Origin of the sequence: Tenacibaculum sp. 1_MG-2023, from assembly GCF_030547425.1 — a bacterium.
GTDB lineage: Bacteria > Bacteroidota > Bacteroidia > Flavobacteriales > Flavobacteriaceae > Polaribacter.
On record NZ_JAUORH010000013.1, the window covers coordinates 27,880 to 51,261 of the forward strand.

The 23,382-nt window shown below is 31.8% G+C and carries 28 protein-coding genes; 19 read left to right on the top strand and 9 right to left on the bottom strand.

Annotated elements, in window-relative coordinates:
- Nucleotides 1-104: 104 nt before the first annotated feature.
- The 3 genes from Q4517_RS10125 to Q4517_RS10135 form a co-directional block, all read right to left on the bottom strand.
- Nucleotides 105-326 carry a DUF2795 domain-containing protein gene (locus Q4517_RS10125; RefSeq protein ID WP_047789198.1) on the bottom strand — a complete coding sequence of 74 codons (222 nt, stop codon included), beginning with the start codon at nucleotides 324-326 and terminating at the stop codon, nucleotides 105-107.
- Between the two features lie 99 nt (nucleotides 327-425).
- Nucleotides 426-998 carry a cob(I)yrinic acid a,c-diamide adenosyltransferase gene (locus Q4517_RS10130; RefSeq protein ID WP_303508781.1) on the bottom strand — a complete coding sequence of 191 codons (573 nt, stop codon included), beginning with the start codon at nucleotides 996-998 and terminating at the stop codon, nucleotides 426-428.
- A 22-nt stretch (nucleotides 999-1,020) separates the two neighbouring features.
- Nucleotides 1,021-1,425 carry a thioesterase family protein gene (locus Q4517_RS10135; protein WP_303508784.1) on the bottom strand — a complete coding sequence of 135 codons (405 nt, stop codon included), beginning with the start codon at nucleotides 1,423-1,425 and terminating at the stop codon, nucleotides 1,021-1,023.
- A gap of 175 nt (nucleotides 1,426-1,600) precedes the next feature.
- Here Q4517_RS10135 and dnaA point away from each other — a divergent pair, with 175 nt between their 5' ends.
- Genes dnaA through Q4517_RS10150 form a run of 3 tightly spaced genes read left to right on the top strand, consistent with a single transcriptional unit; the run spans nucleotide 1,601 to nucleotide 4,224 of the window.
- Nucleotides 1,601-3,025 (top strand): chromosomal replication initiator protein DnaA, encoded by a 1,425-nt coding sequence (gene dnaA / locus Q4517_RS10140; RefSeq protein WP_115901174.1) that lies wholly within the window; start codon nucleotides 1,601-1,603, stop codon nucleotides 3,023-3,025.
- Nucleotides 3,026-3,061: 36 nt separating this feature from the next.
- Nucleotides 3,062-3,520: a low molecular weight protein-tyrosine-phosphatase gene (locus Q4517_RS10145; protein ID WP_303508789.1), complete on the top strand. Its 459-nt coding sequence runs from the start codon at nucleotides 3,062-3,064 to the stop codon at nucleotides 3,518-3,520.
- Complete coding sequence (locus Q4517_RS10150) at nucleotides 3,520-4,224, top strand: SAM-dependent methyltransferase (RefSeq protein ID WP_303508791.1); 705 nt, start codon at nucleotides 3,520-3,522, stop codon at nucleotides 4,222-4,224. Before Q4517_RS10145 ends, Q4517_RS10150 begins: the two co-directional genes overlap by 1 nt.
- A 51-nt stretch (nucleotides 4,225-4,275) precedes the next feature.
- On the opposite strand, the gene Q4517_RS10155 is transcribed toward Q4517_RS10150, so the two are convergent.
- The 4 genes from Q4517_RS10155 to dapF all read right to left on the bottom strand — a co-directional run bounded on the left by Q4517_RS10155 (nucleotide 4,276) and on the right by dapF (nucleotide 7,383).
- Nucleotides 4,276-4,860 carry a peptidoglycan-binding protein LysM gene (locus tag Q4517_RS10155; protein ID WP_408034054.1) on the bottom strand — a complete coding sequence of 195 codons (585 nt, stop codon included), beginning with the start codon at nucleotides 4,858-4,860 and terminating at the stop codon, nucleotides 4,276-4,278.
- Nucleotides 4,861-5,061: 201 nt separating this feature from the next.
- Nucleotides 5,062-6,090 carry an endolytic transglycosylase MltG gene (gene mltG / locus Q4517_RS10160; protein WP_303508793.1) on the bottom strand — a complete coding sequence of 343 codons (1,029 nt, stop codon included), beginning with the start codon at nucleotides 6,088-6,090 and terminating at the stop codon, nucleotides 5,062-5,064.
- Nucleotides 6,083-6,607 (bottom strand): GNAT family N-acetyltransferase, encoded by a 525-nt coding sequence (locus Q4517_RS10165; RefSeq protein WP_303508796.1) that lies wholly within the window; start codon nucleotides 6,605-6,607, stop codon nucleotides 6,083-6,085. The genes mltG and Q4517_RS10165 overlap by 8 nt, the downstream gene beginning before the upstream one ends.
- Nucleotides 6,607-7,383 (bottom strand): diaminopimelate epimerase, encoded by a 777-nt coding sequence (gene dapF / locus Q4517_RS10170; protein ID WP_303508797.1) that lies wholly within the window; start codon nucleotides 7,381-7,383, stop codon nucleotides 6,607-6,609. Before dapF ends, Q4517_RS10165 begins: the two co-directional genes overlap by 1 nt.
- 136 nt (nucleotides 7,384-7,519) lie before the next feature.
- On the opposite strand from dapF, the gene Q4517_RS10175 reads away from it, so the two are divergent.
- The 8 genes from Q4517_RS10175 to Q4517_RS10210 all read left to right on the top strand — a co-directional run bounded on the left by Q4517_RS10175 (nucleotide 7,520) and on the right by Q4517_RS10210 (nucleotide 15,604).
- On the top strand, nucleotides 7,520-8,908 hold the full coding sequence (locus Q4517_RS10175; RefSeq protein ID WP_303508800.1) for a trypsin-like peptidase domain-containing protein: 1,389 nt from the start codon (nucleotides 7,520-7,522) through the stop codon (nucleotides 8,906-8,908).
- A 164-nt stretch (nucleotides 8,909-9,072) separates the two neighbouring features.
- Nucleotides 9,073-10,515 carry a glyceraldehyde-3-phosphate dehydrogenase gene (locus Q4517_RS10180; RefSeq protein WP_303508802.1) on the top strand — a complete coding sequence of 481 codons (1,443 nt, stop codon included), beginning with the start codon at nucleotides 9,073-9,075 and terminating at the stop codon, nucleotides 10,513-10,515.
- 96 nt (nucleotides 10,516-10,611) lie between these two features.
- Nucleotides 10,612-10,974 (top strand): hypothetical protein, encoded by a 363-nt coding sequence (locus tag Q4517_RS10185; protein WP_303508805.1) that lies wholly within the window; start codon nucleotides 10,612-10,614, stop codon nucleotides 10,972-10,974.
- Between the two features lie 136 nt (nucleotides 10,975-11,110).
- Nucleotides 11,111-11,674 (top strand): hypothetical protein, encoded by a 564-nt coding sequence (locus Q4517_RS10190; protein WP_303508807.1) that lies wholly within the window; start codon nucleotides 11,111-11,113, stop codon nucleotides 11,672-11,674.
- Between the two features lie 4 nt (nucleotides 11,675-11,678).
- Complete coding sequence (gene ligA / locus Q4517_RS10195) at nucleotides 11,679-13,676, top strand: NAD-dependent DNA ligase LigA (RefSeq protein WP_303508809.1); 1,998 nt, start codon at nucleotides 11,679-11,681, stop codon at nucleotides 13,674-13,676.
- 49 nt (nucleotides 13,677-13,725) lie between these two features.
- Complete coding sequence (locus Q4517_RS10200; RefSeq protein WP_303508811.1) at nucleotides 13,726-14,382, top strand: lysoplasmalogenase; 657 nt, start codon at nucleotides 13,726-13,728, stop codon at nucleotides 14,380-14,382.
- Between the two features lie 7 nt (nucleotides 14,383-14,389).
- The gene (locus Q4517_RS10205; RefSeq protein WP_303508812.1) at nucleotides 14,390-15,097 is read left to right on the top strand and encodes a YafY family protein; all 708 of its coding nucleotides are present in this window, start codon (nucleotides 14,390-14,392) and stop codon (nucleotides 15,095-15,097) included.
- A gap of 48 nt (nucleotides 15,098-15,145) precedes the next feature.
- On the top strand, nucleotides 15,146-15,604 hold the full coding sequence (locus Q4517_RS10210; protein ID WP_303508813.1) for a GyrI-like domain-containing protein: 459 nt from the start codon (nucleotides 15,146-15,148) through the stop codon (nucleotides 15,602-15,604).
- Between the two features lie 46 nt (nucleotides 15,605-15,650).
- Here Q4517_RS10210 and Q4517_RS10215 read toward each other — a convergent pair whose 3' ends face one another.
- Nucleotides 15,651-16,040 carry a DoxX family membrane protein gene (locus Q4517_RS10215; RefSeq protein WP_303508814.1) on the bottom strand — a complete coding sequence of 130 codons (390 nt, stop codon included), beginning with the start codon at nucleotides 16,038-16,040 and terminating at the stop codon, nucleotides 15,651-15,653.
- A 75-nt stretch (nucleotides 16,041-16,115) separates the two neighbouring features.
- Here Q4517_RS10215 and Q4517_RS10220 point away from each other — a divergent pair, with 75 nt between their 5' ends.
- Genes Q4517_RS10220 through dapA form a run of 3 tightly spaced genes read left to right on the top strand, consistent with a single transcriptional unit; the run spans nucleotide 16,116 to nucleotide 18,606 of the window.
- A complete protein-coding gene (locus Q4517_RS10220) occupies nucleotides 16,116-17,189 on the top strand; it encodes an esterase-like activity of phytase family protein (protein ID WP_303508817.1) in 1,074 nt (357 codons plus the stop codon).
- 29 nt (nucleotides 17,190-17,218) lie between these two features.
- A complete protein-coding gene (locus tag Q4517_RS10225; RefSeq protein WP_099216410.1) occupies nucleotides 17,219-17,731 on the top strand; it encodes a DUF6913 domain-containing protein in 513 nt (170 codons plus the stop codon).
- Nucleotides 17,731-18,606 (top strand): 4-hydroxy-tetrahydrodipicolinate synthase, encoded by an 876-nt coding sequence (gene dapA / locus Q4517_RS10230; protein ID WP_303508826.1) that lies wholly within the window; start codon nucleotides 17,731-17,733, stop codon nucleotides 18,604-18,606. Before Q4517_RS10225 ends, dapA begins: the two co-directional genes overlap by 1 nt.
- Before the next feature lie 191 nt (nucleotides 18,607-18,797).
- Here the strand turns inward: dapA and Q4517_RS10235 are convergent, their stop codons facing one another.
- Nucleotides 18,798-18,974: a hypothetical protein gene (locus Q4517_RS10235; protein WP_164723450.1), complete on the bottom strand. Its 177-nt coding sequence runs from the start codon at nucleotides 18,972-18,974 to the stop codon at nucleotides 18,798-18,800.
- A 417-nt stretch (nucleotides 18,975-19,391) separates the two neighbouring features.
- Here Q4517_RS10235 and Q4517_RS10240 point away from each other — a divergent pair, with 417 nt between their 5' ends.
- The 5 genes from Q4517_RS10240 to Q4517_RS10260 all read left to right on the top strand — a co-directional run bounded on the left by Q4517_RS10240 (nucleotide 19,392) and on the right by Q4517_RS10260 (nucleotide 23,271).
- Nucleotides 19,392-19,907, top strand: a complete 516-nt coding sequence (locus tag Q4517_RS10240; RefSeq protein ID WP_099216412.1) for a ferritin — start codon at nucleotides 19,392-19,394, stop codon at nucleotides 19,905-19,907.
- 131 nt (nucleotides 19,908-20,038) lie between these two features.
- Nucleotides 20,039-20,851: an outer membrane protein assembly factor BamD gene (locus Q4517_RS10245; protein ID WP_303508834.1), complete on the top strand. Its 813-nt coding sequence runs from the start codon at nucleotides 20,039-20,041 to the stop codon at nucleotides 20,849-20,851.
- Between the two features lie 3 nt (nucleotides 20,852-20,854).
- A complete protein-coding gene (locus tag Q4517_RS10250; RefSeq protein ID WP_303508836.1) occupies nucleotides 20,855-21,175 on the top strand; it encodes a DNA-directed RNA polymerase subunit omega in 321 nt (106 codons plus the stop codon).
- A 1-nt stretch (nucleotide 21,176) separates the two neighbouring features.
- Nucleotides 21,177-22,388 (top strand): bifunctional phosphopantothenoylcysteine decarboxylase/phosphopantothenate--cysteine ligase CoaBC, encoded by a 1,212-nt coding sequence (gene coaBC / locus Q4517_RS10255; RefSeq protein ID WP_303508839.1) that lies wholly within the window; start codon nucleotides 21,177-21,179, stop codon nucleotides 22,386-22,388.
- The gene (locus Q4517_RS10260) at nucleotides 22,381-23,271 is read left to right on the top strand and encodes a DUF4835 family protein (protein WP_303508841.1); all 891 of its coding nucleotides are present in this window, start codon (nucleotides 22,381-22,383) and stop codon (nucleotides 23,269-23,271) included. Before coaBC ends, Q4517_RS10260 begins: the two co-directional genes overlap by 8 nt.
- Nucleotides 23,272-23,382 lie beyond the last annotated feature (111 nt).

The following is a 23,382-nucleotide window of genomic DNA, read 5'->3' on the forward strand; positions in this document are numbered from 1 at the left end:
TAATTAAGTTGTTTTTAATTAGCGTTTTATAGTTGTTTTATAAGGTGCTTAAAAGTAAGCAAAAAAAAAGCCTCTGTAACAGAGACTTTTAAGATTGTATTTTATTAGTATTCATCTTCATTCCAAAGATAATCTTCTTCTGTTGGGTAATCTGGCCAGATTTCAATAATAGAATCGTACGCCTCACCTTCATCTTCGATATCTTGTAAGTTTTCTACCACTTCTAACGGTGCTCCAGTACGAATAGCATAATCAATTAATTCGTCTTTAGTTGCAGGCCAGGGTGCATCTGCTAAATAAGATGCTAATTCAAGTGTCCAATACATTTCTTTATCTGTTTAATAAGATTTCCGCAAAAATAATTTTTTTTTGTAGAAAGTCAAGTTTTTTTTAAAAAATGTGAAATCAATAATTAAAGAACTTAGTTAAAACTTTTCAGGAATCCATTTAATTTCCTCAGCTTGTAAGTCTTGAGTCAACTTTCGTGCCAACACAAAAAGGTAGTCAGAAAGTCGGTTTAAATACTTTAAAACAGTTTCACTAATTGTTTCTTCTTCATTTAAAGCCACAGCTAATCGTTCCGATCTACGGCATACGCAGCGTGCTATGTGACAAAATGACACGGTTTGATGGCCGCCTGGTAATACAAAGTGTGTCATTTGGGGTAGGTCCTTATTCATAAGGTCAATATCGTCTTCTAAAAACTGAATTGACTCTTCATTAATTTTAGGAATGTTTAAGCGTTCTTTGCCACTTTTTAAAGTTTCTTTTTCTGGTGGTGTAGCTAACATTGCTCCTAATGTGAATAAATCGCTTTGGATTTTTGTTAATTTCTTTTTTAAAATGTCGTTAATGTTTTGATCTCTAATTAACCCAATGTAAGAGTTGAGTTCGTCAACGGTTCCATAGCTTTCTATTCTTAAATGGTGTTTTGGAACTCGAGTGCCTCCAAATAGGGCAGTGGTACCTTTATCACCTGTTTTAGTATATATTTTCATATGTTTTTACTTGTTTGATTAACTATTTTAAGATAGCTAATTTATCTAAAATATAATCAGGACAACGCATCGGTTTTTTTGTCTTATTGTTAATAAATGCTAACACGGTGTTTCCAGTTGAAATAAGTTCGTTATTCTGATTGGTAATTTCATAGTCGAATTCAATTTTTACTGAAGGTGTTTTTTTTAAAATGGTTGTAATGGTTAATTCATCATCGTATAATGCTGATTTTTTAAAGTTACAAGATAAAGAAATAACAGGCAACATGATTCCTGTTTTTTCCATATATTTGTAAGTAACGCCCAGAGAACGTAACCATTCGGTACGACCAATCTCAAAAAATTGTGCGTAGTTTCCGTGATAAACTACTCCCATTTGATCAGTTTCAGCATACCGAACACGTATAGATGTGTAATGTTTTTGCAAAAGATTAATTTATTTTAATTTGACTAACAATACGCAAAAAATAAATAAAAGTCAATAGTGATTTGATTTTTTTATACTGAAATTTATTCACACTTTTGTTCGCCCAGACATTGGTGTTTGGTGTCCCCTAAATCTGAATAAAAATTAACAACTAAAAATTTGATTTTTACCGCATATGACTAAAACAGCCGATTCAGTTTGGATGGAATGTTTGTCTTTTATAAAAGACAACATTAAGCCGCAGGCATATAAAACTTGGTTTGAGCCTATAAAGCCAATTAAATTGGCAGGGGAAGCATTGACGGTTCAGGTTCCTAGTAAGTTTTTTTATGAGTGGCTAGAAGAGCATTACATAAAACTGTTAAGAGTAGCTTTGGTTCGTCAGTTAGGAAGTGATGCAAAATTAATTTACGATGTACGTATGGAAAATACGTACAGCAGTAATAGTCCGCAAACAGTAAAAATACCTAGTTCAAACCGTAACCCTTTAAAACCACAAAAGGTAACAGTTCCGTTAGAGTCAAAACGAGAACTAAAAAATCCATTTGTTATTCCTGGGCTACAAAAGGTAAAGATAGAGTCTCAATTAAATCCAAATTACAACTTTGTGAATTTTGTTGAAGGTGATTCTAATCGATTGGCACGTTCTGCAGGTATGGCTGTTGCAAACAAACCAGGAGGAACTTCATTTAACCCATTGTTAGTATATGGTGGGGTTGGGTTAGGAAAAACACACTTGGCTCATGCTATTGGTGTTGAGATAAAGGATAAATATCCAGATAAGACTGTGTTATATATTTCTTCTGAAAAATTTACACAACAATTTATAGATTCGGTAAAATCGAATACAAGAAATGACTTTATTCATTTCTATCAAATGATTGATGTATTGATTATTGATGATGTACAGTTTTTATCAGGAAAATCAGGTACGCAAGATGTTTTCTTCCATATTTTTAACCATTTACATCAAAACGGAAAACAGGTTATTTTAACTTCAGATAAGGCACCTGTTGATATGCAAGATATTGAACAACGCTTATTATCTCGTTTTAAATGGGGGTTGTCCGCTGAATTACAAGCTCCTGATTATGAAACAAGAATTTCTATCTTACAAAACAAATTATATAGAGATGGTGTTGAGATGCCAGAAGAAATTGTAGAGTATATTGCTAAAAATATCAAATCAAATGTTCGTGAGTTAGAAGGGGTGATAATTTCAATGATAGCTCAGGCTTCTTTTAATAGAAAAGAGTTTACAATTGAGTTAGCAAAACAGATTGTAGATAAATTTGTAAAGAACACGAAAAAAGAACTGTCTATTGATTACATTCAAAAAGTTGTATCAAAATACTTTGATATGGATGTAGCAACGTTACAATCAAAAACACGTAAACGACATATTGTACAAGCACGTCAGTTGGCTATGTATTTTGCAAAACGTATGACAAAGTCGTCGTTAGCAAGTATTGGAAGTCAAATAGGTAAAAGAGATCACGCTACTGTATTGCATGCGTGCAAAACTGTAGATAACTTGACTGAAACTGATAAGCAGTTTAAAAAGTATGTAGAAGACTTAACGAAAAAGTTAACTTTATAAATAATGAACCTCACCTAGTGAGGTTTTTTTATGAGTATGAAAAAAATATTAATGGTTTGTTTAGGTAATATTTGCCGATCTCCGCTTGCTGAGGGTATTTTGCAATCAAAATTGTCATCAAAAAAATTTTTAGTTGATTCTGCGGGAACCGCAGGTTACCATGTAGGTGAGTTGCCTGATAAGCGTTCTATTGAAGTGGCTAAAAAGTATGAGATAGATATTACCGGTCAGCGTTCAAGAAAATTTATAAAAACTGATTTTGAAAAGTTTGACATGATTTTTGCAATGGATCAGAGTAATTATGGTGATATTATAGCTTTGTCTGAAAATGAAGAGGAACATGAAAAAGTAAAGATGATTCTGAACGAATTGTATCCTAATGAAAACAGGAATGTCCCAGATCCGTATTATGGAGGAGATCAAGGTTTTGAAAATGTATATAAAATGTTAGATGAAGCGTGTGAAATTATAGCTTCAAAATTAGAACAGAAATAATGAAAGGTAAATTATACTTGATTCCTACAACGTTAGGTGATACTGAACCATTAGAGGTAATGCCATTATCAGTAAAAAAAGTAGTAGAACAATTAAACTGCTTTATTGTTGAAAATGAAAAGTCTGCTCGAAGATTTATTAAAAGAATTACGCCAACAAAATCACAACCGTCATTGGAGTTGATGTTGTTAGATAAGTATTCTGATGATTTAGAAACTAAGAATTACTTAGATGCTTGTGAGAAAGGAATATCTGTAGGATTACTTTCAGAAGCAGGCGTGCCAGCAGTAGCAGATCCAGGGGCAAGTATTGTGAAGTTAGCGCATCAAAAAGGGATTCAGGTGGTTCCATTGGTAGGACCTTCATCTATCTTATTGGCAATTATGGCTTCTGGTATGAATGGGCAAAGTTTTGCGTTTAATGGATATTTACCTATTGATAAGTCAGATAGAAAAAGAGCGATTAAAGATTTAGAAAAACTTTCAAAAGAGAAAAATCAATCACAACTTTTTATTGAAACTCCTTATAGAAATGAAAAAATGCTGGATGATTTGCGAGCTACTTTATCACCAGATACAAGAGTTTGCGTGGCGTGTGATATTACGCTTCCAACAGAATATATTAAAACACTAACGGTAAAAGAATGGAAGCATATAAAGACTGATTTACATAAACGACCAGCAATTTTTATCATTCATAAATAAAAAAAGCATCGATTTAATCGATGCTTTTACTTTTTAATATTTTCTTATCAGTTAAACCGTTGGTTTTTTGTTGGCTTTGATGTTGGAAACATCATAACCAGCAAACTTTTTAAGGTATGATTGTATAGAGGTTCCATAGGCATCGTTAAAACGGATAGATCCATTTGAACGTAAGAACTTTTTTACATTACCGGCGCCACTTAAGTGCGCTGCTGCTAAAATACCAGATTCGGTTATTTTAACTCCGTTAATGGTTTTACCAACACTTCTTTTAATGTCTTTTCTTAAAATCCACTTGTTTAATTTACAGTATGCTGCAAATGTACGCTCTTGTAATTCTGGTGTTTTAAGAAAATGAGTAGTGTTGTAAATTCTGAACCTCTTTAGGGTTTCTTTACCAAATTGGTATTTTCCTAAATATCCAAGTGTGTTAACTACTCTGTATTTTCCTTGCGATTCTTTAAAAGCTAAGGCTTCTTTAAATCCTACAAAATCCCTTAATAAAAAAGGAATGTTAACCTTCTCTACCTTATGAATAGGTGTTGGGGTTATGGTAGTTTTTTCTTTTTTAGTTGTAGTCTCTGTAAAACTAGTTAAGAATACAAATCCTAAAAATACTAATACTAAATATCTGATAATTAATTACTTTCTGTTTAGCGAGGCAAAGATACGGTAATTTTTTATAACAGACTATGAATCAATAATTTACAGTTTTTTAACTATTGATGATTAAGTTGTTTTCCTGTATTTTTTTTAGGTAAAAACCAAAAAAAACTATTTTACATTAACTTTTTGATAATGTTTTGTTGAAATTGATAAGAATAAAATTTTGTTAATTTATCTCTTTATACCTTGTTGATTTATCCATTGTTGATATTTCACTGCATTTCGATTATGCTGTGCTAAAGAGTTAGCAAATTCATGAAAGCCAATCTTATCAACACTTGCACACATATAGTAATAATTGTGTTTTTGATGATTTAAAACAGCGTCAATAGATGAAATATCTGGCATTGCAATTAGAGTAGGAGGAAGTCCAGTGTTTTTATAAGTATTGTAAGGAGAGTTTATTACTAAATCTTTGTTTAAAACTCTTTTTACAACAAAATCTTGTCCTTTAACTTCTTTAATAGCGTATATAACTGTAGGGTCAGCTTGTAAAGGCCAATTATCTTTTAATCTATTCAAGTATAAACCTGCAACAATAGGACGTTCTGCTTTTTTAGCTGTTTCTTTTTGAACGATAGAAGCTAGAGTAATTACTTCTTCTTTTGAAAGATTTAGTTTTTTAGCCTTTTCTAATCTTGCAGAAGTCCAAAAACGATTGTACTCATGTAACATTTTGTCACGGAATTTTTCTGCGGAAGTATTCCAGTAAAGTTCATAACTATTTGGGATGTATATTCCTAAAGCTGATTTTTCAGTAAGATTATTAGTTGCTAAAAAAGAAGGATCTTTCATAGCTTGTAAAAGAGTAATAGAATCTGCTTCGATTTGTTCAGCAATCCTTCCTGCTAATTTTTCTAAGGTGTCTTGATTGTTGAAAGATAAAGTAATTGGTGTTTGATTTCCACTTCTTAAAAGGTTTACAACATCATTCATGTTCATACCTTTTTTTAATAGGTACTTTCCACCTTTAGGTTTTGTGAATTTCTTCTTTTCAGCAACCCATACAAAATTTTCAGGATGTTTAACAAACTCAGAAAGTTGTTTTTTTACGTCTACAAAAGAAGTATTAGAACCTATATATATAGCACCGTTTTTAATAACTGCTTTACCAAATATTTTTTGATAGTAGTTAAAACCAATAATTCCGCCAATTAAAAAAATAGCAGCAATACCTCCTAAAATAATTTTCTTATTCATTTATTAGTTGAAATAATAGTTCGTTTTTATATGTTTCGTTATGAAATATCCAATCTTTTTTAACACCAATTTGTTTAAAGTTTTGTTTTTCAAAAAGGTGTAAACTGTTGATGTTGTCATCAGTAATGTTTGCATATAATTGATGTAAATGCAAATGCGTAAAACAATATTTAATTAATAATTGAAGCGCTTCTGAAGCAAATCCTTTCTGTTGAAAATCAGGGTGGATTAAAATTCCGATACCAGCTCTTTTATGTTGCGGATTAAAATCGAACAAATCTATCATACCAATAGATTCATTTATAGATTTTTCTTCAATAATTAAACGTAATTGTTTAGCTTCATAAATATCTAAGTGAGCGTTTTCTAAATATTGCTTCAGTAAAAATTTAGAAAAAGGAGTCTGTGTATGACTCACTTCCCAAAAAGATTCATTGTTTTCAATTTGAAATAAAAACTCTAAATCTTCAGGTTCTAAGGCTCTTAACTTGATATGTGTTCCAGTTAACGTATGCACTAAATATTTATTTTACCTTTAAATACAAAAGTAGCTGGTCCTTTTAAAAAGACGTCAGAATAGATTCCATTTTGTTCTTTAAAAGAAACTTCTAATTCTCCACCTTCAACAGGTAAAATAATAGAAGAGCTGTTTGTTTTTTGTGTTGCATGCATGGCTATAGCAACGGCAGTAACACCCGTTCCGCAGGCTAAAGTCTCATTTTCTACGCCACGCTCGTAGGTACGTACTTTAAAAGTGTTATTTGTGATTTGTTCTACAAAATTAACGTTGCTACCTTCGGTACCATAAATTTCATTTCTGATTTTTTTTCCATTTGAAAATACATCATAACCAGCAAGGTTATTTACCAATTGAACATGATGTGGTGACCCTGTATCGGTAAAAACATGCTTGTCAAAAATATTCACCTTGTCAACATCAATCATTTGTAAAGAAACACGATTGTTAAGAATAGAGGCATGATGCAGTCCGTCAATAGCAATAAAAGTAGTTTCGGTTTGGAAAATCCCGAGTTTATGAGCAAACGCTACAATACAACGTCCGCCATTACCACACATAGTACTTTCATTACCATCAGAATTATAATATACCATCTTAAAATCGGTAGTGTCATCTTCTTCAAGTAAGATAAGACCATCAGCACCAATACCAAAGTGTCTATCACATAATTTTGCAATTATGTCAGTTTTGTTTTTTGGAAAGGTTTTTGAACGATTATCAATCATGATAAAATCGTTGCCTGTTCCTTGATATTTGTGAAATTCTAAATCCATATTAATGGACAAAGATACATATTTTATCAAGGAAAGAAGATTGTTAAATAGCGGTTAAAATCAGTTAAATAGAAGTTAAACATATTTACTTGAAATGTTAAAATAGTATATTTGAAGTATAAAATTTTGTAAGCATATGAAGAAAATTATTGGAACTTTAGGAATTGCGATTTTAGGAGGCGCAATAGCACTTGCAGGATATAAAGTATTGATAGAAGAACCGCAAGTGATTGTAGAGAGAGCGGTAGAACCAACACTGCAAACAGTAAAAGCAAGCTATACGCCAACAGTAATAAACTCAGCGTCAACGCCAACTGACTTTACAGAGGCGGCTGATAAAACGGTACACGCAGTTGTACACGTAAAAAACACATCAATAAGAACACAGCAAAATCCGTTAGCGGAGCTGTTTTATGGTAGAGGTAGCGGTACGAGGAAATTTGAACAAGTGGGAACAGGTAGCGGTGTTATTATTTCTCCTGATGGATATATTGTAACAAATAACCATGTAATAGACGGTGCAAATGATATTGAAATTACGTTGAATAATCAAAAGAAATTAAAAGCGACTTTAATTGGTGCAGATAAAGCAAATGATATCGCATTGTTAAAAGTAGAGGCTGACTTTGAATTACCAAATTTACCTTTTGGAAACTCTGATAATATAAAAGTAGGAGAATGGGTGTTAGCAGTAGGGAACCCGTATAACCTAACATCTACGGTTACTGCAGGTATTGTAAGTGCAAAAGGACGTGACTTAGATGGAAATACTAATATTGACTCATTTATCCAGACAGACGCAGCTGTAAACCCAGGAAATAGTGGTGGAGCCTTGGTAAACACGCGAGGTGAATTGATTGGGATAAACACAGCTATTTCATCAAGAACAGGTTCTTTTATTGGGTATTCATTTGCGGTGCCATCTAATATTGCAAAAAAAGTAGTAGATGATTTGTTAGAGTTTGGAGCAGTGCAAGAAGCTGTTTTAGGAATTAGTATAGATCCAGAAACAAAAGACATTGAAGGAGTAAGAATAGGAGCAGTTTTAGAAGAAGGAGGCGCTAAAAAAGCTGGGTTAAAAGAAGGAGATGTTATTACGAATGTAAACAATGTGAAGATTTCTAAGTTCTCAGATTTAAAAGGACAGTTAACAGCAAAAAGACCTGGAGAATATGTAAATGTAACAATTGATAGAGATGGAGAAGAATTAACTAAAGTGGTTAAGCTAACTAAGCTTATAAAGTTACCTGTAAGTAGAGTTTTACAAACCGAGTTTGAAGACCTTACAAAAGAAGATAGAAAAAAGTTTAAATTAGATGGAGGAGCAAAGATAAAGAGTACTCAGAATATGGCATTCAAACAGTTTGAGGTAGGGAAAGGATATATTTTGACTAAAATTAACGGAAAGAAAGTAAGTAATGCAAAAGAAGCTGTTAGTATGTTAGATCGTTCGTATGGTAGTGGTAAAAGGCTTTTATTAGAAATGATTAGTCCATCTGGTCAAATTGAAAGGTTTAGGTATTAATACCTAGTATTAAAAAGTTTATAGAAGAATAAATAATATACTTTAAAGAAAAAGCCTTGTTAAAATCGTTTTAACAGGGCTTTTTTCTTTTGTAAAACCAACAAGAAATAAAGAAGAAATACCTATTTTTGCACAAATTTTTTAATTTTAGTTAACACACAACTATGTCAACAATAACAAATTACGAAAAAGAAGTAGTAAATCAAGCGCAAGTTCGAAGAGCTACGGTTGAGTTTATTAATATCGTTAACGATTTATGGTACGATAAATCTATCGAGTTAGTATTATTTAGAAACCCATTAGTAGATAAAAGAGCTAGTGAGGTTTTAAACTTAATCGACTACGCTAAAGAATTTGTAGCGAAGCCAATAACAATAGAAGATGCTTTAGAAATAGCTAAAGCAATTCAATCGATTGATTTACCACCATCAAAATTAGATATTGGTAAATTAGCGTACGAATATCATTTACAAGACGATGCATCAGCAGATAAGGTAGCTTTTGTAAAAGAGCAATTAAAAGATGCAACTGAAACAGAAAACATTCAACCAAAAGATGTAGTATTATACGGTTTTGGACGTATTGGACGTTTATTAGCTCGTGAGTTGAGTAGTAAGATGGGGAAAGGTTCTCAATTACGATTAAGAGCAGTAGTTACTCGTGGTAAAATAGATCAAACAGTACTAGAAAAAAGAGCTTCTTTATTAAGTGTAGATTCAGTTCATGGAGATTTCTTAGGAACAGTTCAAGTAGATGCTGATAATAATGCATTAATCATTAACGGTACAACTGTATATATGATTTCTGCTGCGCAACCTGAAGATATTGACTATACACAATACGGAATTAACGATGCGTTAATTATTGATAACACTGGTGCTTTTAGAGACGAAGAAGCATTAAACCGTCATTTAAAAGCAAAAGGAGCAAGTAAAGTGTTATTAACAGCTCCAGGAGCAGGTGTGCCTAACATTGTACACGGAGTAAACCACGAAGAAAATAATCCTGATAATATCAATGTTTTCTCGGCAGCTTCATGTACTACTAATGCTATTACACCGGTATTAAGTGTGTTAGAAGATAATTTCGGAATTAAAAAAGGACACTTAGAAACAATTCATGCATATACAAACGACCAAAACTTGGTTGATAATATGCACAAGAAATACCGTAGAGGTAGAGCTGCTGCGTTAAACATGGTAATTACTGAAACAGGTGCAGGAAAAGCTGTAGCAAAAGCATTACCAGCATTAGCAGGTAAGTTAACTTCAAGTGCTATTCGTGTGCCAGTACCAAACGGATCATTAGCTATCTTAAACTTACAGCTAAAAACTCCAGCTACAGTTGAATCTGTAAATGCTATCATGAAGCAATATGCGTTAGAAGGAGATTTAGTAGAGCAAATTCAATACTCATTAAGTAATGAATTAGTGTCTTCTGATATTGTAGGAACAACAGCACCGTCTATTTTTGATAGTAAGGCTACAATTGCAGATGGAGATACCATTGTAATTTACGTATGGTATGATAATGAGTACGGTTACTCACATCAAGTAATGCGTTTAGCAAAACATATTGCTAAAGTACGTCGTTATACTTATTATTAAAATAGGTTAAAAACAGATAAAATGGCCGAAGCATTGATTTGCTTCGGCTTTTTTAGTATATTTGAGGAAGAGTAACCCCTTAAAAATTTCCCCTCAATGAAAAAAGTAATTGTATTACTATTTCTAATACTTGGTGCTACTTCACTAAGTTATTCTCAAGAATTAAAAACACTAGTTTCTGGTAAATGGTTTGTAGATTCAATGAAAATTGGAAATGAAAAATTTGAGTTTTCAGATGGTAAAAATTGGTTAGAATTAAGTCCTGATGGAAGATATCATGTAATGATGAGTAATAAAGAAGAAAACGGAACATGGAAACTAATTACAGATGCTAAGGAGCTAGAGTTTGATAACGAAAGTTTTGAAGAAAATTTAAAAATTGAAAAAATTAGCGAGACAATGTTGCTAGTTTCAGCAAGAAATAAAGAAACCATCTATACTATGTGGTTAAAAAAATAAACTATACACATAATAGTTTATTTTTTAACGACCGAGGTAAGGGATTGCCTCGGTTTTTTTATTTTTAATAGGCGTTATATTTACATATACTACTCATAAATCTTTTCCTTAAATTAGCGTCAAAAAATAAGATTAAATGAAGGCAGTACTTACACCACTACTATTGTTATTTGCAGCAATAACAACAAACGCACAATCTAAATTACCATATTACGAAATACCTAAAGAAGCCAAAGAGTTCACTTCAGGTTCTGTAATTAGTAGGATGATAGATGGATTAGGTTTTCGTTATTATTGGGCAACGGAAGGCTTAACAGAAAAAGATTTAGAATACAAACCAAGTGTAGAAGCAAAAACCACAGGAGAAACAATAGATCATGTGTTAAGTTTGTCGGAAGTAATTAAAAATGCAGCGTTAAAGGTTCCTCATAAAAAACTAAAGTCAGAAATGACATTTGCTGAAAAAAGAAAAACAACCTTAGAAAACTTAAAACAAGCCAGTGATATTTTGAGAGAAAGTGATGATGTGTCACAATTCAAAATAATTTTTGGAGAAAAAGAATTTCCATTATGGAATGCTATTAACGGACCTATTGCCGATGCTATTTGGCATGCAGGTCAACTGGCTTCATTTAGAAGAGCATCAGGAAACCCAATCAATTCAAAAATAAATCATTTTACAGGTACCGTTAGGAAATAATTTAATGACAGTTCAGGAGAAGATACAACAATTAAGAGAAGAGTTACATACACACAATCATAGTTATTATGTGTTGGATACACCAACTATATCCGATTATGATTTTGATATTAAGTTAAAAGAACTTCAGCAGCTAGAAGACGAAAATCCAGAATATTTCGATCCAAATTCACCAACACAACGAGTAGGAGGAGAGGTAACCAAAAATTTTGACACTGTTACTCATAAAAATAGAATGTATTCGTTGGATAACTCCTATTCTAAAGAAGATTTATTGGATTGGGAAAAGCGTATTCAGAAAATTTTAGGAACAGAAGATATCGAATATACCTGCGAGTTAAAATACGATGGAGCTTCTATTAATCTTACCTATGAAAATGGTCAGTTTGTACAAGCAGTAACTCGCGGAGATGGTTTTCAAGGGGATAACGTAACGACTAACATTCGTACCATAAAATCTATCCCTTTATTACCTAATAGTGATTTCGTCACTGATTTTGAAATGAGAGGAGAAATTATTTTGCCATTAGAGGGATTTCATAGAATGAATGAAGAGCGTGTTGCGAATGATGAAGAACCGTATAGAAATCCACGTAATACCGCTAGTGGAAGTTTAAAACTGCAAGATAGTGCTGAGGTTGCGAAGCGTCCGTTAGATTGTTTGTTGTACCAAGTAGTAACAACCGAGCGTAAATATGCATCACATTTTGAAAGCTTGGAAGCTGCTAGGAAAGTAGGATTTAAAATTCCAGATACGATTGCTTTAGCAAAATCTATAGAAGAGGTGCTAAACTTTGTAAAGGAATGGGATGTAAAACGCCATACATTACCTTATGAAACTGACGGGGTTGTAGTAAAAGTAAACTCATACCAACAACAAGATGAATTAGGGTATACTTCAAAAGCACCACGTTGGGCTATTGCTTATAAATTTAAAGCAGAGCAAGTTTCAACAATATTAAATGAAATTACCTATCAAGTAGGACGTACAGGAGCAATTACGCCAGTAGCAAACTTAGAACCTATACAATTGGCAGGAACGATTGTAAAAAGAGCTTCATTACACAACGCAGATCAAATAGCAAAATTGGATGTACGAATAGGGGATACGGTTTTCGTAGAAAAAGGAGGAGAAATTATTCCGAAAATCATTGCTGTTGATTTAACTAAACGTCCAGCGGATTCTGTTCCAACTCAATATGCAACTCATTGTCCAGAATGTCATACCGAATTGGTGAGAACTGAGGGAGATGCAAAACATTATTGTCCGAATGAATTTGGATGTGCACCACAAATTACAGGAAGAATCAAGCACTTCATCAGTAGGAAAGCCATGGATATTGATGGTTTAGGAGGTGAAACAGTGGATTTATTACGTAAAGGAGGATTGATAAAGAACTATGCTGACTTGTACGATTTAACAGTAGAACAAATAATTCCTTTAGAACGAATGGCAGAAAAGTCAGCACAAAATATGATTGAAGGAATTGAAAAATCAAAAGAAACTCCGTTCGAAAAAGTGTTGTTTGCGTTGGGAATCCGATTTGTAGGAGAAACTGTAGCTAAAAAATTAGCAAAATATTTTAAGTCGATAGATAACTTACTAAATGCTGATTTTGAAACACTTGTTGCGGTTGATGAAATTGGTGATAGAATTGCACAAAGTATTATTGATTTTTCGAATGATTTAGGAAATATCGATTTAATTAACCGACTAAAATCGCACGGAGTTCAGTTAGAAGTTTCTGCAGAGAGCTTAGAAGGTCAAACAGATAAGTTAGTAGGAAAAGTGTTTGTGGTGTCAGGAGTTTTTCATCAAATGAGTAGAACTGAACTTAAAAAAGCGATTGAAGACAATGGTGGTAAGGTGTCGAGTTCCATTTCTAAAAAAACAACTTATATTGTAGCTGGTGATAATATGGGGCCAAGTAAACTGATCAAGGCTGAAAGTTTAGGAATTCCAATTATCTCGGAACAAGATTTTATAAATATGATTGCTTAGTTTTTAGACTGCTGATAGTGAAAAAAACATTAGATCTAACTTTAAAAATATGACCAAACAAACTAAAATAACTATAGCATCCATCGTATTTTTATTGGTCGCTATTGTTGACGTATATGCAGTAATAACACAAACCAAAACAATCGAAATGATTTTTAAACCCCTACTAACGACAACACTAGCAGTGGTGTATTTAGTATCGGTAAGTAAGCCTAGTTTTTGGTTGTTATCGGCCTTGTTTTTCTCATTTTGGGGAGATGTTTTTCTATTAGATAAAACAAACTTTTTTGTGTTTGGTTTAGCATCGTTCTTAGTAGCGCATATGGTATATATTAAAATAACGACAAGCTTTTTGTATAAAGATTCAGTAGTTAAAATACTAACATCAGCAATTCCTTTTGTATTGTTGTTTATGGGACTCTTAGGTTTAATTTATAATAACTTAGGAGATATGTTGTTACCCGTATTGGTGTATGGAGTAGCTATTTCAATTTTTGGTACGGCTGCATTACTAAATTACCGTCAGCAAAAAAACACAGCTAATTCATGGTTATTATTAGGAGCTATTTTGTTTATTGCTTCTGATAGCCTTATAGCATTAAATAACTTTTATACACCTAAAAGGTTGTTTGATATTGCTATAATCATCCTGTATATCGTTTCTCAATACTTAATTGTTAAGGCAGTTATAGCTAAAGAAAAGTAAATTTCTAATGGAAAAACCGAGGTTAACAAGGTTAACTCAAATTGTAACATTACTGCAGTCAAAAAGATTGGTTACGGCTACTGAATTGGCAAAAAAGTTTCAAGTAAGTGTTCGTACAATTTACAGAGATATTAGAACGCTTGAAAGTTCAGGAATTCCTGTGGTTACTGAAGAAGGAAAAGGGTACTTTTTACAGGAAGGGTATCAGTTGCCGCCAATCATGTTTTCTGAAGAAGAAGCCAATGCACTGATAACAGCAGAGCAGTTGATTTTGAAAAACAAAGATACTTCATTAGTTGAAAACTACAGAGAAGCTATAACTAAGATTAAAGCAGCCTTAAGATATTCGCAAAAAGATAAGGTAGATTTACTTTCCCAAAGAATTGTTTTTAGAGCAAATACAGAAAAAGAACAATCAAGTAATTACTTAATTCAAATTCAGTCAGCAATTACAAATTTTCATTTACTAGAGTTAGATTATTTATCACTTGAAAACAACTTTACAAAGAGAACGGTAGAACCTTTTGCGTTATATAGTACCAATGAAAACTGGTTGTTAATAGCGTATTGTCAATTGAGAAATGAATTTCGGGTATTTAGGCTAGATTGTATTCAGAATATGAGGGTTTTAAATGATGTATTCACTCCTCATGAAATAACCTTGGAAGAATATTTTAAAATATGTCAAGAAAAGTACGGTGTACCCCTGACATAGGGTTGACATAGTGGGGTTTTACTTTTGTTGAAAATTTAAAAACAAAAGATGAGTACAGAACAAAAAAAAACGTTTTACGTAGTAGGAGTTTCAGTAAGAACTACTAACGAGAATCAGCAAGCAGCAAAAGATATCCCTGCTTTATGGCAACGATTTATGTCTGAAAACATAGCCAATAAAATCCCGAATAAATCTTCCAATGAAATCTATGCTGTGTATACCGATTATGAGTCAGACCATACGAAACCATATACAACAATCATTGGTTACAAAGTAAACGAGGTAGATAATGTCCCAGAAGGGTTTGTGAGTAAAAAAATTGAAGCGCCAAACTATAAAACATATGTAGCACAAGGTAATTTAACTGAGGGTGTGGTTTATGACAAATGGCTAGAGATTTGGGAAGAGGATATTAACAGAGCTTATACTTCCGATTATGAAGTTTACGGGGCAAAAGCATCTGACCCAACAAATGCTGAAGTAGAAATATTTATAGGAGTAAATTAATCAAAAAAAGGACAGTTCTAAAGCTGTCCTTTTCTGTATTGTAAAGTTATAGTTTGTTTCCAACTATCGGGATGTTTTTTCTATAGAAAATCAATAAAATTATTCCTGAGATAAAAGTTACGGTTGCGCTTATAAACAAAGTGCCACTATCTCCATTATGTTCGATACCTAAAATGGTTAAATGACTCATAATTGCTCCTGCCATTAAACCTATAGTTAACAAAGCACCCAACCAGGTTCTGTTAGGGGTAAATAAAAGTATAGAAGCAATTAGTTCAAAAACACCAGTGCCTATTCGCATGTAAGCTTCATTATTTCCAGCTATTTTAGTAAATAAAGCAATACTTTCTTGAGCTCCAGTAAATTTAAAAAATAACGTTTGAAGCATTATAATCGCAGCTATCAATTTTAAAATTAAAAGAATATATTTTTTCATAATTAACTAAATCTATTGAATTAGACGTTGCATTTTTTAATGCTTACATAAACTAAAAACAATACTTTTGTAGGTATGAAAAAAATAGTACTTGCCCTGTCGGTTTTTGGTTTGTTAGCTTGTAAACAACAAAAAATATCACTTAAGTTTTTAGATGAATATGTGATAAATGATTCTTTAGTTATTAATAATACTGTAATTGGTGGGGTTTCAGGGATTGATTTTTACAATAATAATTACTACATGGTAGTTGACGATGCTACTAATCCAAGAATTTTAATAGGTAATATTTCTATTGAAAATGATTCGATTCAATCTGTAGACTTTGAAAAAGTTATCGTAGTTGATACAACAAGTCAGTTTACTAAAAATCATGTATTAGATTTAGAATCTATTTTTGTTGATAAAGGAACAATTAATTTAACGAGTGAAGGTTCTATTCAATATAAAAAAGACCCAAGTATATTTGAAATACATACAGATGGAAGTTTTAAAAGAGAGATAAAAATACCTAATTACTTTAAAGCAACATCTAAAGCAAAACCAAAACATAATGGAATTTTTGAAGGCTCTTCAAAAAGTTTTGATGGAAAAGGTTTTTGGGTAGCAATGGAAGCTCCTTTAGAAGCAGATGGAGAAGAACCAACATTTCACGAAACACAATCTCCTATTAGAATAACCTACTTTGATAACGAATCAAAAAAGGCGACGAAGCAATTTGCTTATCAGTTAGAAAAGATTGATAAACCTGCGAAAGGAAACATAAACCTAAACGGAACAACAGCTATTTTAGAATATGAAAAAAATCACTTTTTCATAATCGAAAGAGCCTATCAAAGTGGTTATGAAAGCTATGGAAATGTAGTTAGAATTTTTAAAGCATCCATTAACGACAATTCAACAAACACCTTGGAAATACAATCTTTAAAAAACGAAAAATATACGCCGTTAAAAAAAGAACTGTTATTAGATTTTAGTACTGTTCAAAGTCAATTAACAGATGGAATTATAGACAATATTGAAGCGATTACATTTGGTCCAATATTGCAAAACGGAAATAAATCGTTAATCTTGGCTGCTGATGATAACTTTCAGTTGTATGGAAAGCAGTTAAATCAGTTTTTATTATTAGAAATTGAAGAGAAATAATATAAATTAGCTATTCGTAATTTTTACAGATGATAAGTACCCTAAAGAAAAAATCTATTCAGAAAGTATACGACAAATTAGTTGTAAAAAAAGAGAATATCCCACATAAAGAAACTAAAGTTAAAAGTGTAGCAATATTGTTAGATAATGAAGCTTTAGTAAATGTAGTAATAGCCAACTTAACAAACATTTTTCCTTTTCAAAAAGCAGATATAAGAGTACTAGTTTACAAAGAGTACTCAAAGAAAGAAGAGCCATCTACAGAGTTATTTACCGAAAAAGATTTTGGTTTCAAAGCGAGTTTAAAATCCGACAATTTAAAAGATTTCGTTAAAAACAAATATGACCTACTCATAAACTATACAAAAACGTCAAACTTATTAACGAATATGGTAACTTTGTTGTCACAAGCAGATTTTAAAGCTGGTTTCGCAGAAATTGATGACAGATTGTACGATATAGTAGTGTCTGATACTAGTTTTAATGAAGCAGTTTTAAATCAAGAATTAAAAAAATACCTAACGATTTTAAATAAAATATAATGCAAAAGTTTGTAGGAACTGGAGTAGCTTTGGTAACTCCCTTCAATGAAGATTTAAGTGTAGATTTCGAAGCACTTAAAAAGTTAGTAAATTACAATATTGAAAACGGTACAAACTATTTAGTAATAAATGGAACTACTGGAGAAAGTGCAACAATTACTAAAGAAGAAAAAATAGAAATAATAAAAGTAATTGCAGAAGAAAATAAAGGACGTTTACCTTTAGTTTTAGGTGTTGGAGGAAACAACACACAAACTGTTGTAGAGGAATTACAATCTTTAGACTTATCTGAAATAGATGGAATTTTATCAGTAGCTCCATACTATAGCAAACCAACGCAAGAAGGATTCTATCAGCACTATAAAGCAATTTCTTTAGCGAGTCCTAAGCCAATTATTATGTATAATGTTCCTGGCAGAACAGCAAAAAATATGGAGCCAGCAACAACTTTACGATTAGCAAGAGATTTTGAAAACATTGTTGCAGTTAAAGAAGCAGGAAACAATCAACAACAATACTATGAGTTGTTAAAAGACAAGCCAGAAGATTTTTTAGTGATTTCTGGTGATGATGATTTGGCTGTTGGAGTAGCTTTAGCAGGTGGAGCAGGAGTTATTTCTGTAATTGGGCAAGCATTACCTAAAGAGTTTTCAAAAATGATTCAGTTAGGATTAGAAGGGAAAGTAAAAGAGGCTTACGATATACACTACAAACTAATGGATATAGTAAATCTAATTTTTGAAGAAAATAATCCTGCGGGAATTAAAGCAGTATTACAAAAATTAGGAATCTGTTTAGATGAAGTACGTTTACCATTAGTAACAGCCTCAGAAGAATTACAAACAAAAATATCAGATTTTATAGATAATCTATAAAAGAGGCATATAGAAAACAAGGAGTTAAAAAGGCTATAGTTTCATATACTATGGTCTTTTTTTAGTTAGAATATTATTTCCATTGTTTTTAAAAACTATAAATTATTAAATAGATAAGTTTTTATTATTTTTTTTACTAATTAAAAAGCCCCTAAAAAGGGGCGTTTGAAACTGTAAAATATAGAATAGGATTAGTTTGGGTTGTCTTCACAAACTACTTCCATAACCCAACCCCAACCGTCATGAACCATTCTTTCATAACAACATACAGGTTCGTCACAGGCTTCTTTGAGATAATCTAAACCACCATGTACGGCTTTTTGCTCATTACTGTTTAAAATTTTCCCTAAACTTTTTAAATTTTTCATATTAAAGTTTTTATAATTAGATATGCTTTGGTCATTTTAAGGCACCCAAAGTTTATGCCTATAATTTTCAAAACTCATTTACCATGAAATAAATAAGTTTTGCTAGGTTATTCTTTTATTAAAATTTGTTTCCAGAAAATAATTTTTGATTATTTATCCTTCAAGAATGCAATTTTATTTCAATAAATGTATGGAAACAAAATGAAAGTTTTTCTATTTTTAATAAATTTTAACGTTTGTTTAAAAGATTACAATAGATTAAATTACTTTTATTTTTAAGCCAATACAAAAGGTATAATAACAGACATATTTAAAAAAGTAGCATACTTTTTATAACTGTAGAGTATGGTATTTGCTTTTCACCTAAGCATTTTTTTAGCATCTTTGTATAAAGATGTAATTTTTAAAGTAGAAAATATGTTATCAAAAGTAATAGAGCAGGCATTAAACGACCAAATAAGAGTAGAAGCAGAGTCATCACAAGTATATTTAGCTATGGCATGTTGGGCAGAAATTCAAGGTTTTGAAGGTGTAGCACAATTTATGTATGCACATTCAGATGAAGAGCGTATGCACATGTTAAAATTAATAAAGTTTGTAAATGAACGTGGCGGACACGCACATATTTCTGATTTAAAAGAACCACCAGCAAAGTTTGGGTCTTTTAAAGATATGTTCCAAACATTATTTGATCATGAGGTAATGGTATCTAAATCAATAAACGATTTAGTACATATTACATTACAAGAAAAAGATTATGCAACCCATAACTTTTTACAATGGTATGTATCTGAGCAAATAGAAGAAGAAGCATTGGCACGCAACATTTTAGATAAAATTAACCTAATTGGAGATGATAAGGGAGGATTGTATCTATTTGATAATGATGTTAAACAAATAGTAGCTCAATCTGCTGCTGGAGCTCAGCAATAAGATTAACAAACATTTAGGAGTTCTGTGGAAAAATTATAACAGATTTTGTAGTTTCTTGTTAATCTCATTTATGAGATAAAAAATCGTTTTAATAATCCATAATTAATCACTAATTTTGCCAGATGCAAAAAATGAAAAATCTAGCGTATATTGCTGTAATGCTTTTAGTACTTTCTTCATGTGGAGAATATCAAAAAGTATTGAATAAAGGAACTGTAGAAGAACAATACAAAATGGCTGTAAAAATGTACGAAGCTCAAAAGTACAGTAAAGCTTTACGTTTGTTCGAAAAAATAACCCCTTCATACAGAGGTAAACCTCAAATGGAGCGTATTCAATTTATGGTTTCTCAATCTAACTTTAATGAGAAAAATTATGGGTTAGCAGGGTATTACTTTAATAGATTTACAGGAAATTATCCAAAAAGTTCAAAAAGAGAAGAAGCCGCTTTTTTATCAGCTTTAAGCTATTACAAAGCTGCACCTAGTTATAGTTTAGATCCAACTGATACAAACAAAGCGTTAGAGGCTTTTCAAAAATTTATTGATAATTATCCAGATTCAGATAAGATAGAAGAAGCTAACAAGTATCATGCGGAGTTAAGAGCAAAACTTGAAAAGAAATCTTTTGAAATAGCAAAAACATATTATAGAACTGCTGATTATGACTCTAGAAATTATAAAGCGGCAATTGTAGCTTTTGATAATTTATTAGAAGATTATTTAGGAACTAAGTATAAAGAAGAAGCTTTATACTATCGTTTAAAAGCAGCTCATGATTTTGCAGTTAAAAGTACGCAACGTAGAAAAGAAGAAAGAATTAAAGAAGCAGTTAAAGCGTACGATAAATTAAAAAGAAATTTTCCTGAATCAAAATTCATGGAAGAATCAAACGAAATGTTAGCAACATTAAACAAAGAACAAGAACAATTAGCTAAAAGTTAAAAAATGGATTATAAAGAAACGAAAGCGCCGTTAAGTACTATAACTTATAACAAAGAAGCTATCGAGGCTCCAACGCATAATATTTATGAAGCTATTTCTATCATAGCAAAGAGAGCTACACAAGTTAATTCTGATTTAAAAAAGGAATTAGTTGATAAGTTAGATGAGTTTGCTACTTATAACGATAGTTTAGAAGAAGTTTTTGAAAACAAAGAGCAAATCGAAGTTTCTAAATTTTATGAGCGTTTACCTAAACCACATGCTATTGCTGTAGAAGAGTGGTTAGACGGGAAGGTGTATTACAGAACTCCAGAGACAAAATAATATGTCTGTACTAAGCGGTAAAAAAGTATTACTTGGTGTTACCGCCGGTATAGCGGCATACAAAACTGCGAACTTAGTTCGCTTATTTATAAAATCAGGCGCAGAAGTCAAAGTAATTATGACTCCTGCGTCTAAAGATTTTATAACACCTCTTACACTTTCCACCTTATCAAAAAATCCAGTTCATTCTACTTTTTATGATAAAGAAGATGAAAATGAATTGTGGAATAATCATGTAGATTTAGGTTTGTGGGCAGATTTAATGTTAATAGCCCCAGCTACAGCAAATACCTTGTCTAAAATGACAAATGGTACCTGCAATAACTTACTATTAGCAACCTATTTGTCAGCTAAATGTCCAGTATATTTTGCGCCTGCGATGGATTTAGATATGTACCAACATCCATCAACAAAAACCAGTTTAGAAAGTTTACAAAGTTTTGGGAATATCTTAATTCCTGCTACTTCTGGTGAATTAGCAAGCGGATTGGTTGGTGAAGGTCGTATGGCAGAACCAGAAGATATTGTTGACTTTATAGAGAAAGACATTATATCTAAATTACCACTTCGTGGAAAAAAGATGCTAATTACTGCAGGTCCAACCTACGAAGTGATAGATCCTGTACGTTTTATTGGAAACCATTCCTCTGGTAAAATGGGATTTGAAATAGCAAAAACAGCGGCAAATTTAGGAGCAGAAGTGTTTTTAGTATCAGGACCATCACATCAGCAGGTAAATCATTCATTTATTCATAGAGTAGATGTAAAATCAGCGCAAGATATGTATGAGGCGTGTCATAAGTACTTTGCTGAGGTAGATATAGCTATATTATCAGCAGCAGTTTCTGACTATCGACCAAAAAATGTAGCTACCCAAAAAATAAAAAAGAAAGAAGCAGCGTTAAGTATTGAGTTAGAACCTACTAAGGACATCTTAAAATCTCTAGGAGAAATTAAGAAAAATCAGTTGTTAGTTGGGTTTGCCCTAGAAACGAACGATGAGGTGCAAAACGCAAAAAGTAAGCTTACACGCAAAAATTTAGATTTTATTGTATTAAATTCGTTACGTGATAAAGGTGCCGGTTTTGCGACCGATACCAATAAAATTACAATTATTGATACTGATTTTAATGAGAAATCATTTGATTTAAAATCGAAAACAGCAGTGTCAAAAGATATCGTTAACGAAATAATACAAAAATTAAATGCGTAAGTTTTTCTTTATAGTTTTTCTTCTTTCAGTTACTTTTTCTTCTTATTCACAAGAGCTGAACGCTACTGTAATTATCAATTCAGATAAAATACAGAGTAGTAATAAGCAAGTTTACCAAACGTTACAAAAAGCACTAACGGAGTTTATTAATGATAAACAATGGACGAATAGAAACATTAAACAACAAGAACGAATTAATTGTGCATTTAATATTATAATAAACGAGCAAAACGGGAGTAATTTTTCAGCAAGTTTACAAGTGCAATCAACAAGACCTGTATATAACTCAACATACGCTACACCTGTTTTAAATATTAATGATACAAACTTTAATTTTCGTTACAATGAGTTTGATCCGTTAATTTATAACCCAACAGTTTACGAGTCGAACTTAATTTCAACAATTGCTTTTTATATATATGCAATTTTAGGCGTTGACGCAGATACTTTTGCTTTAAAAGGAGGAGAAAGCTATTTGAAACAAGCAGAAAATATTATGTTGTTGGCGCAATCTAATGGAGAGTCTGGTTGGCAAAATCAAGTAGGAAAACAAAATCGTTTTGCTTTGATAGATAATTTACTGTCTTCAAAGTTTAGCGCTTTACGTAGTATTTATTACAATTATCACCGTAATGGTTTCGATAATTTTGCAGATAACAAGAATTCGGCTAAAGAAGCAATTGAAAAAAGTGTTTTAGATTTAGATAAGTTACACAATATTACTATTGGTAATTATATGATCCGTGTTTTCTTAGATGCAAAAGGAGACGAAATAGTGAATGTGTTTTCCGATGGAACTCCTTCAAGAAATGAATCGCAAATGATAACGGTTTTAAATAAAATTGCTCCTACTTATAAAGACAAATGGAAGAATCTTCAGTAAAATAAGATTTATTATAAAGGTCTTAAATGTAACGTTTATAAGCTGTTGAAAAATCAATAGACTTCCTTTGTTTTGGTTAGACTTAATTCATTCAAAATCCTTACTTTTATT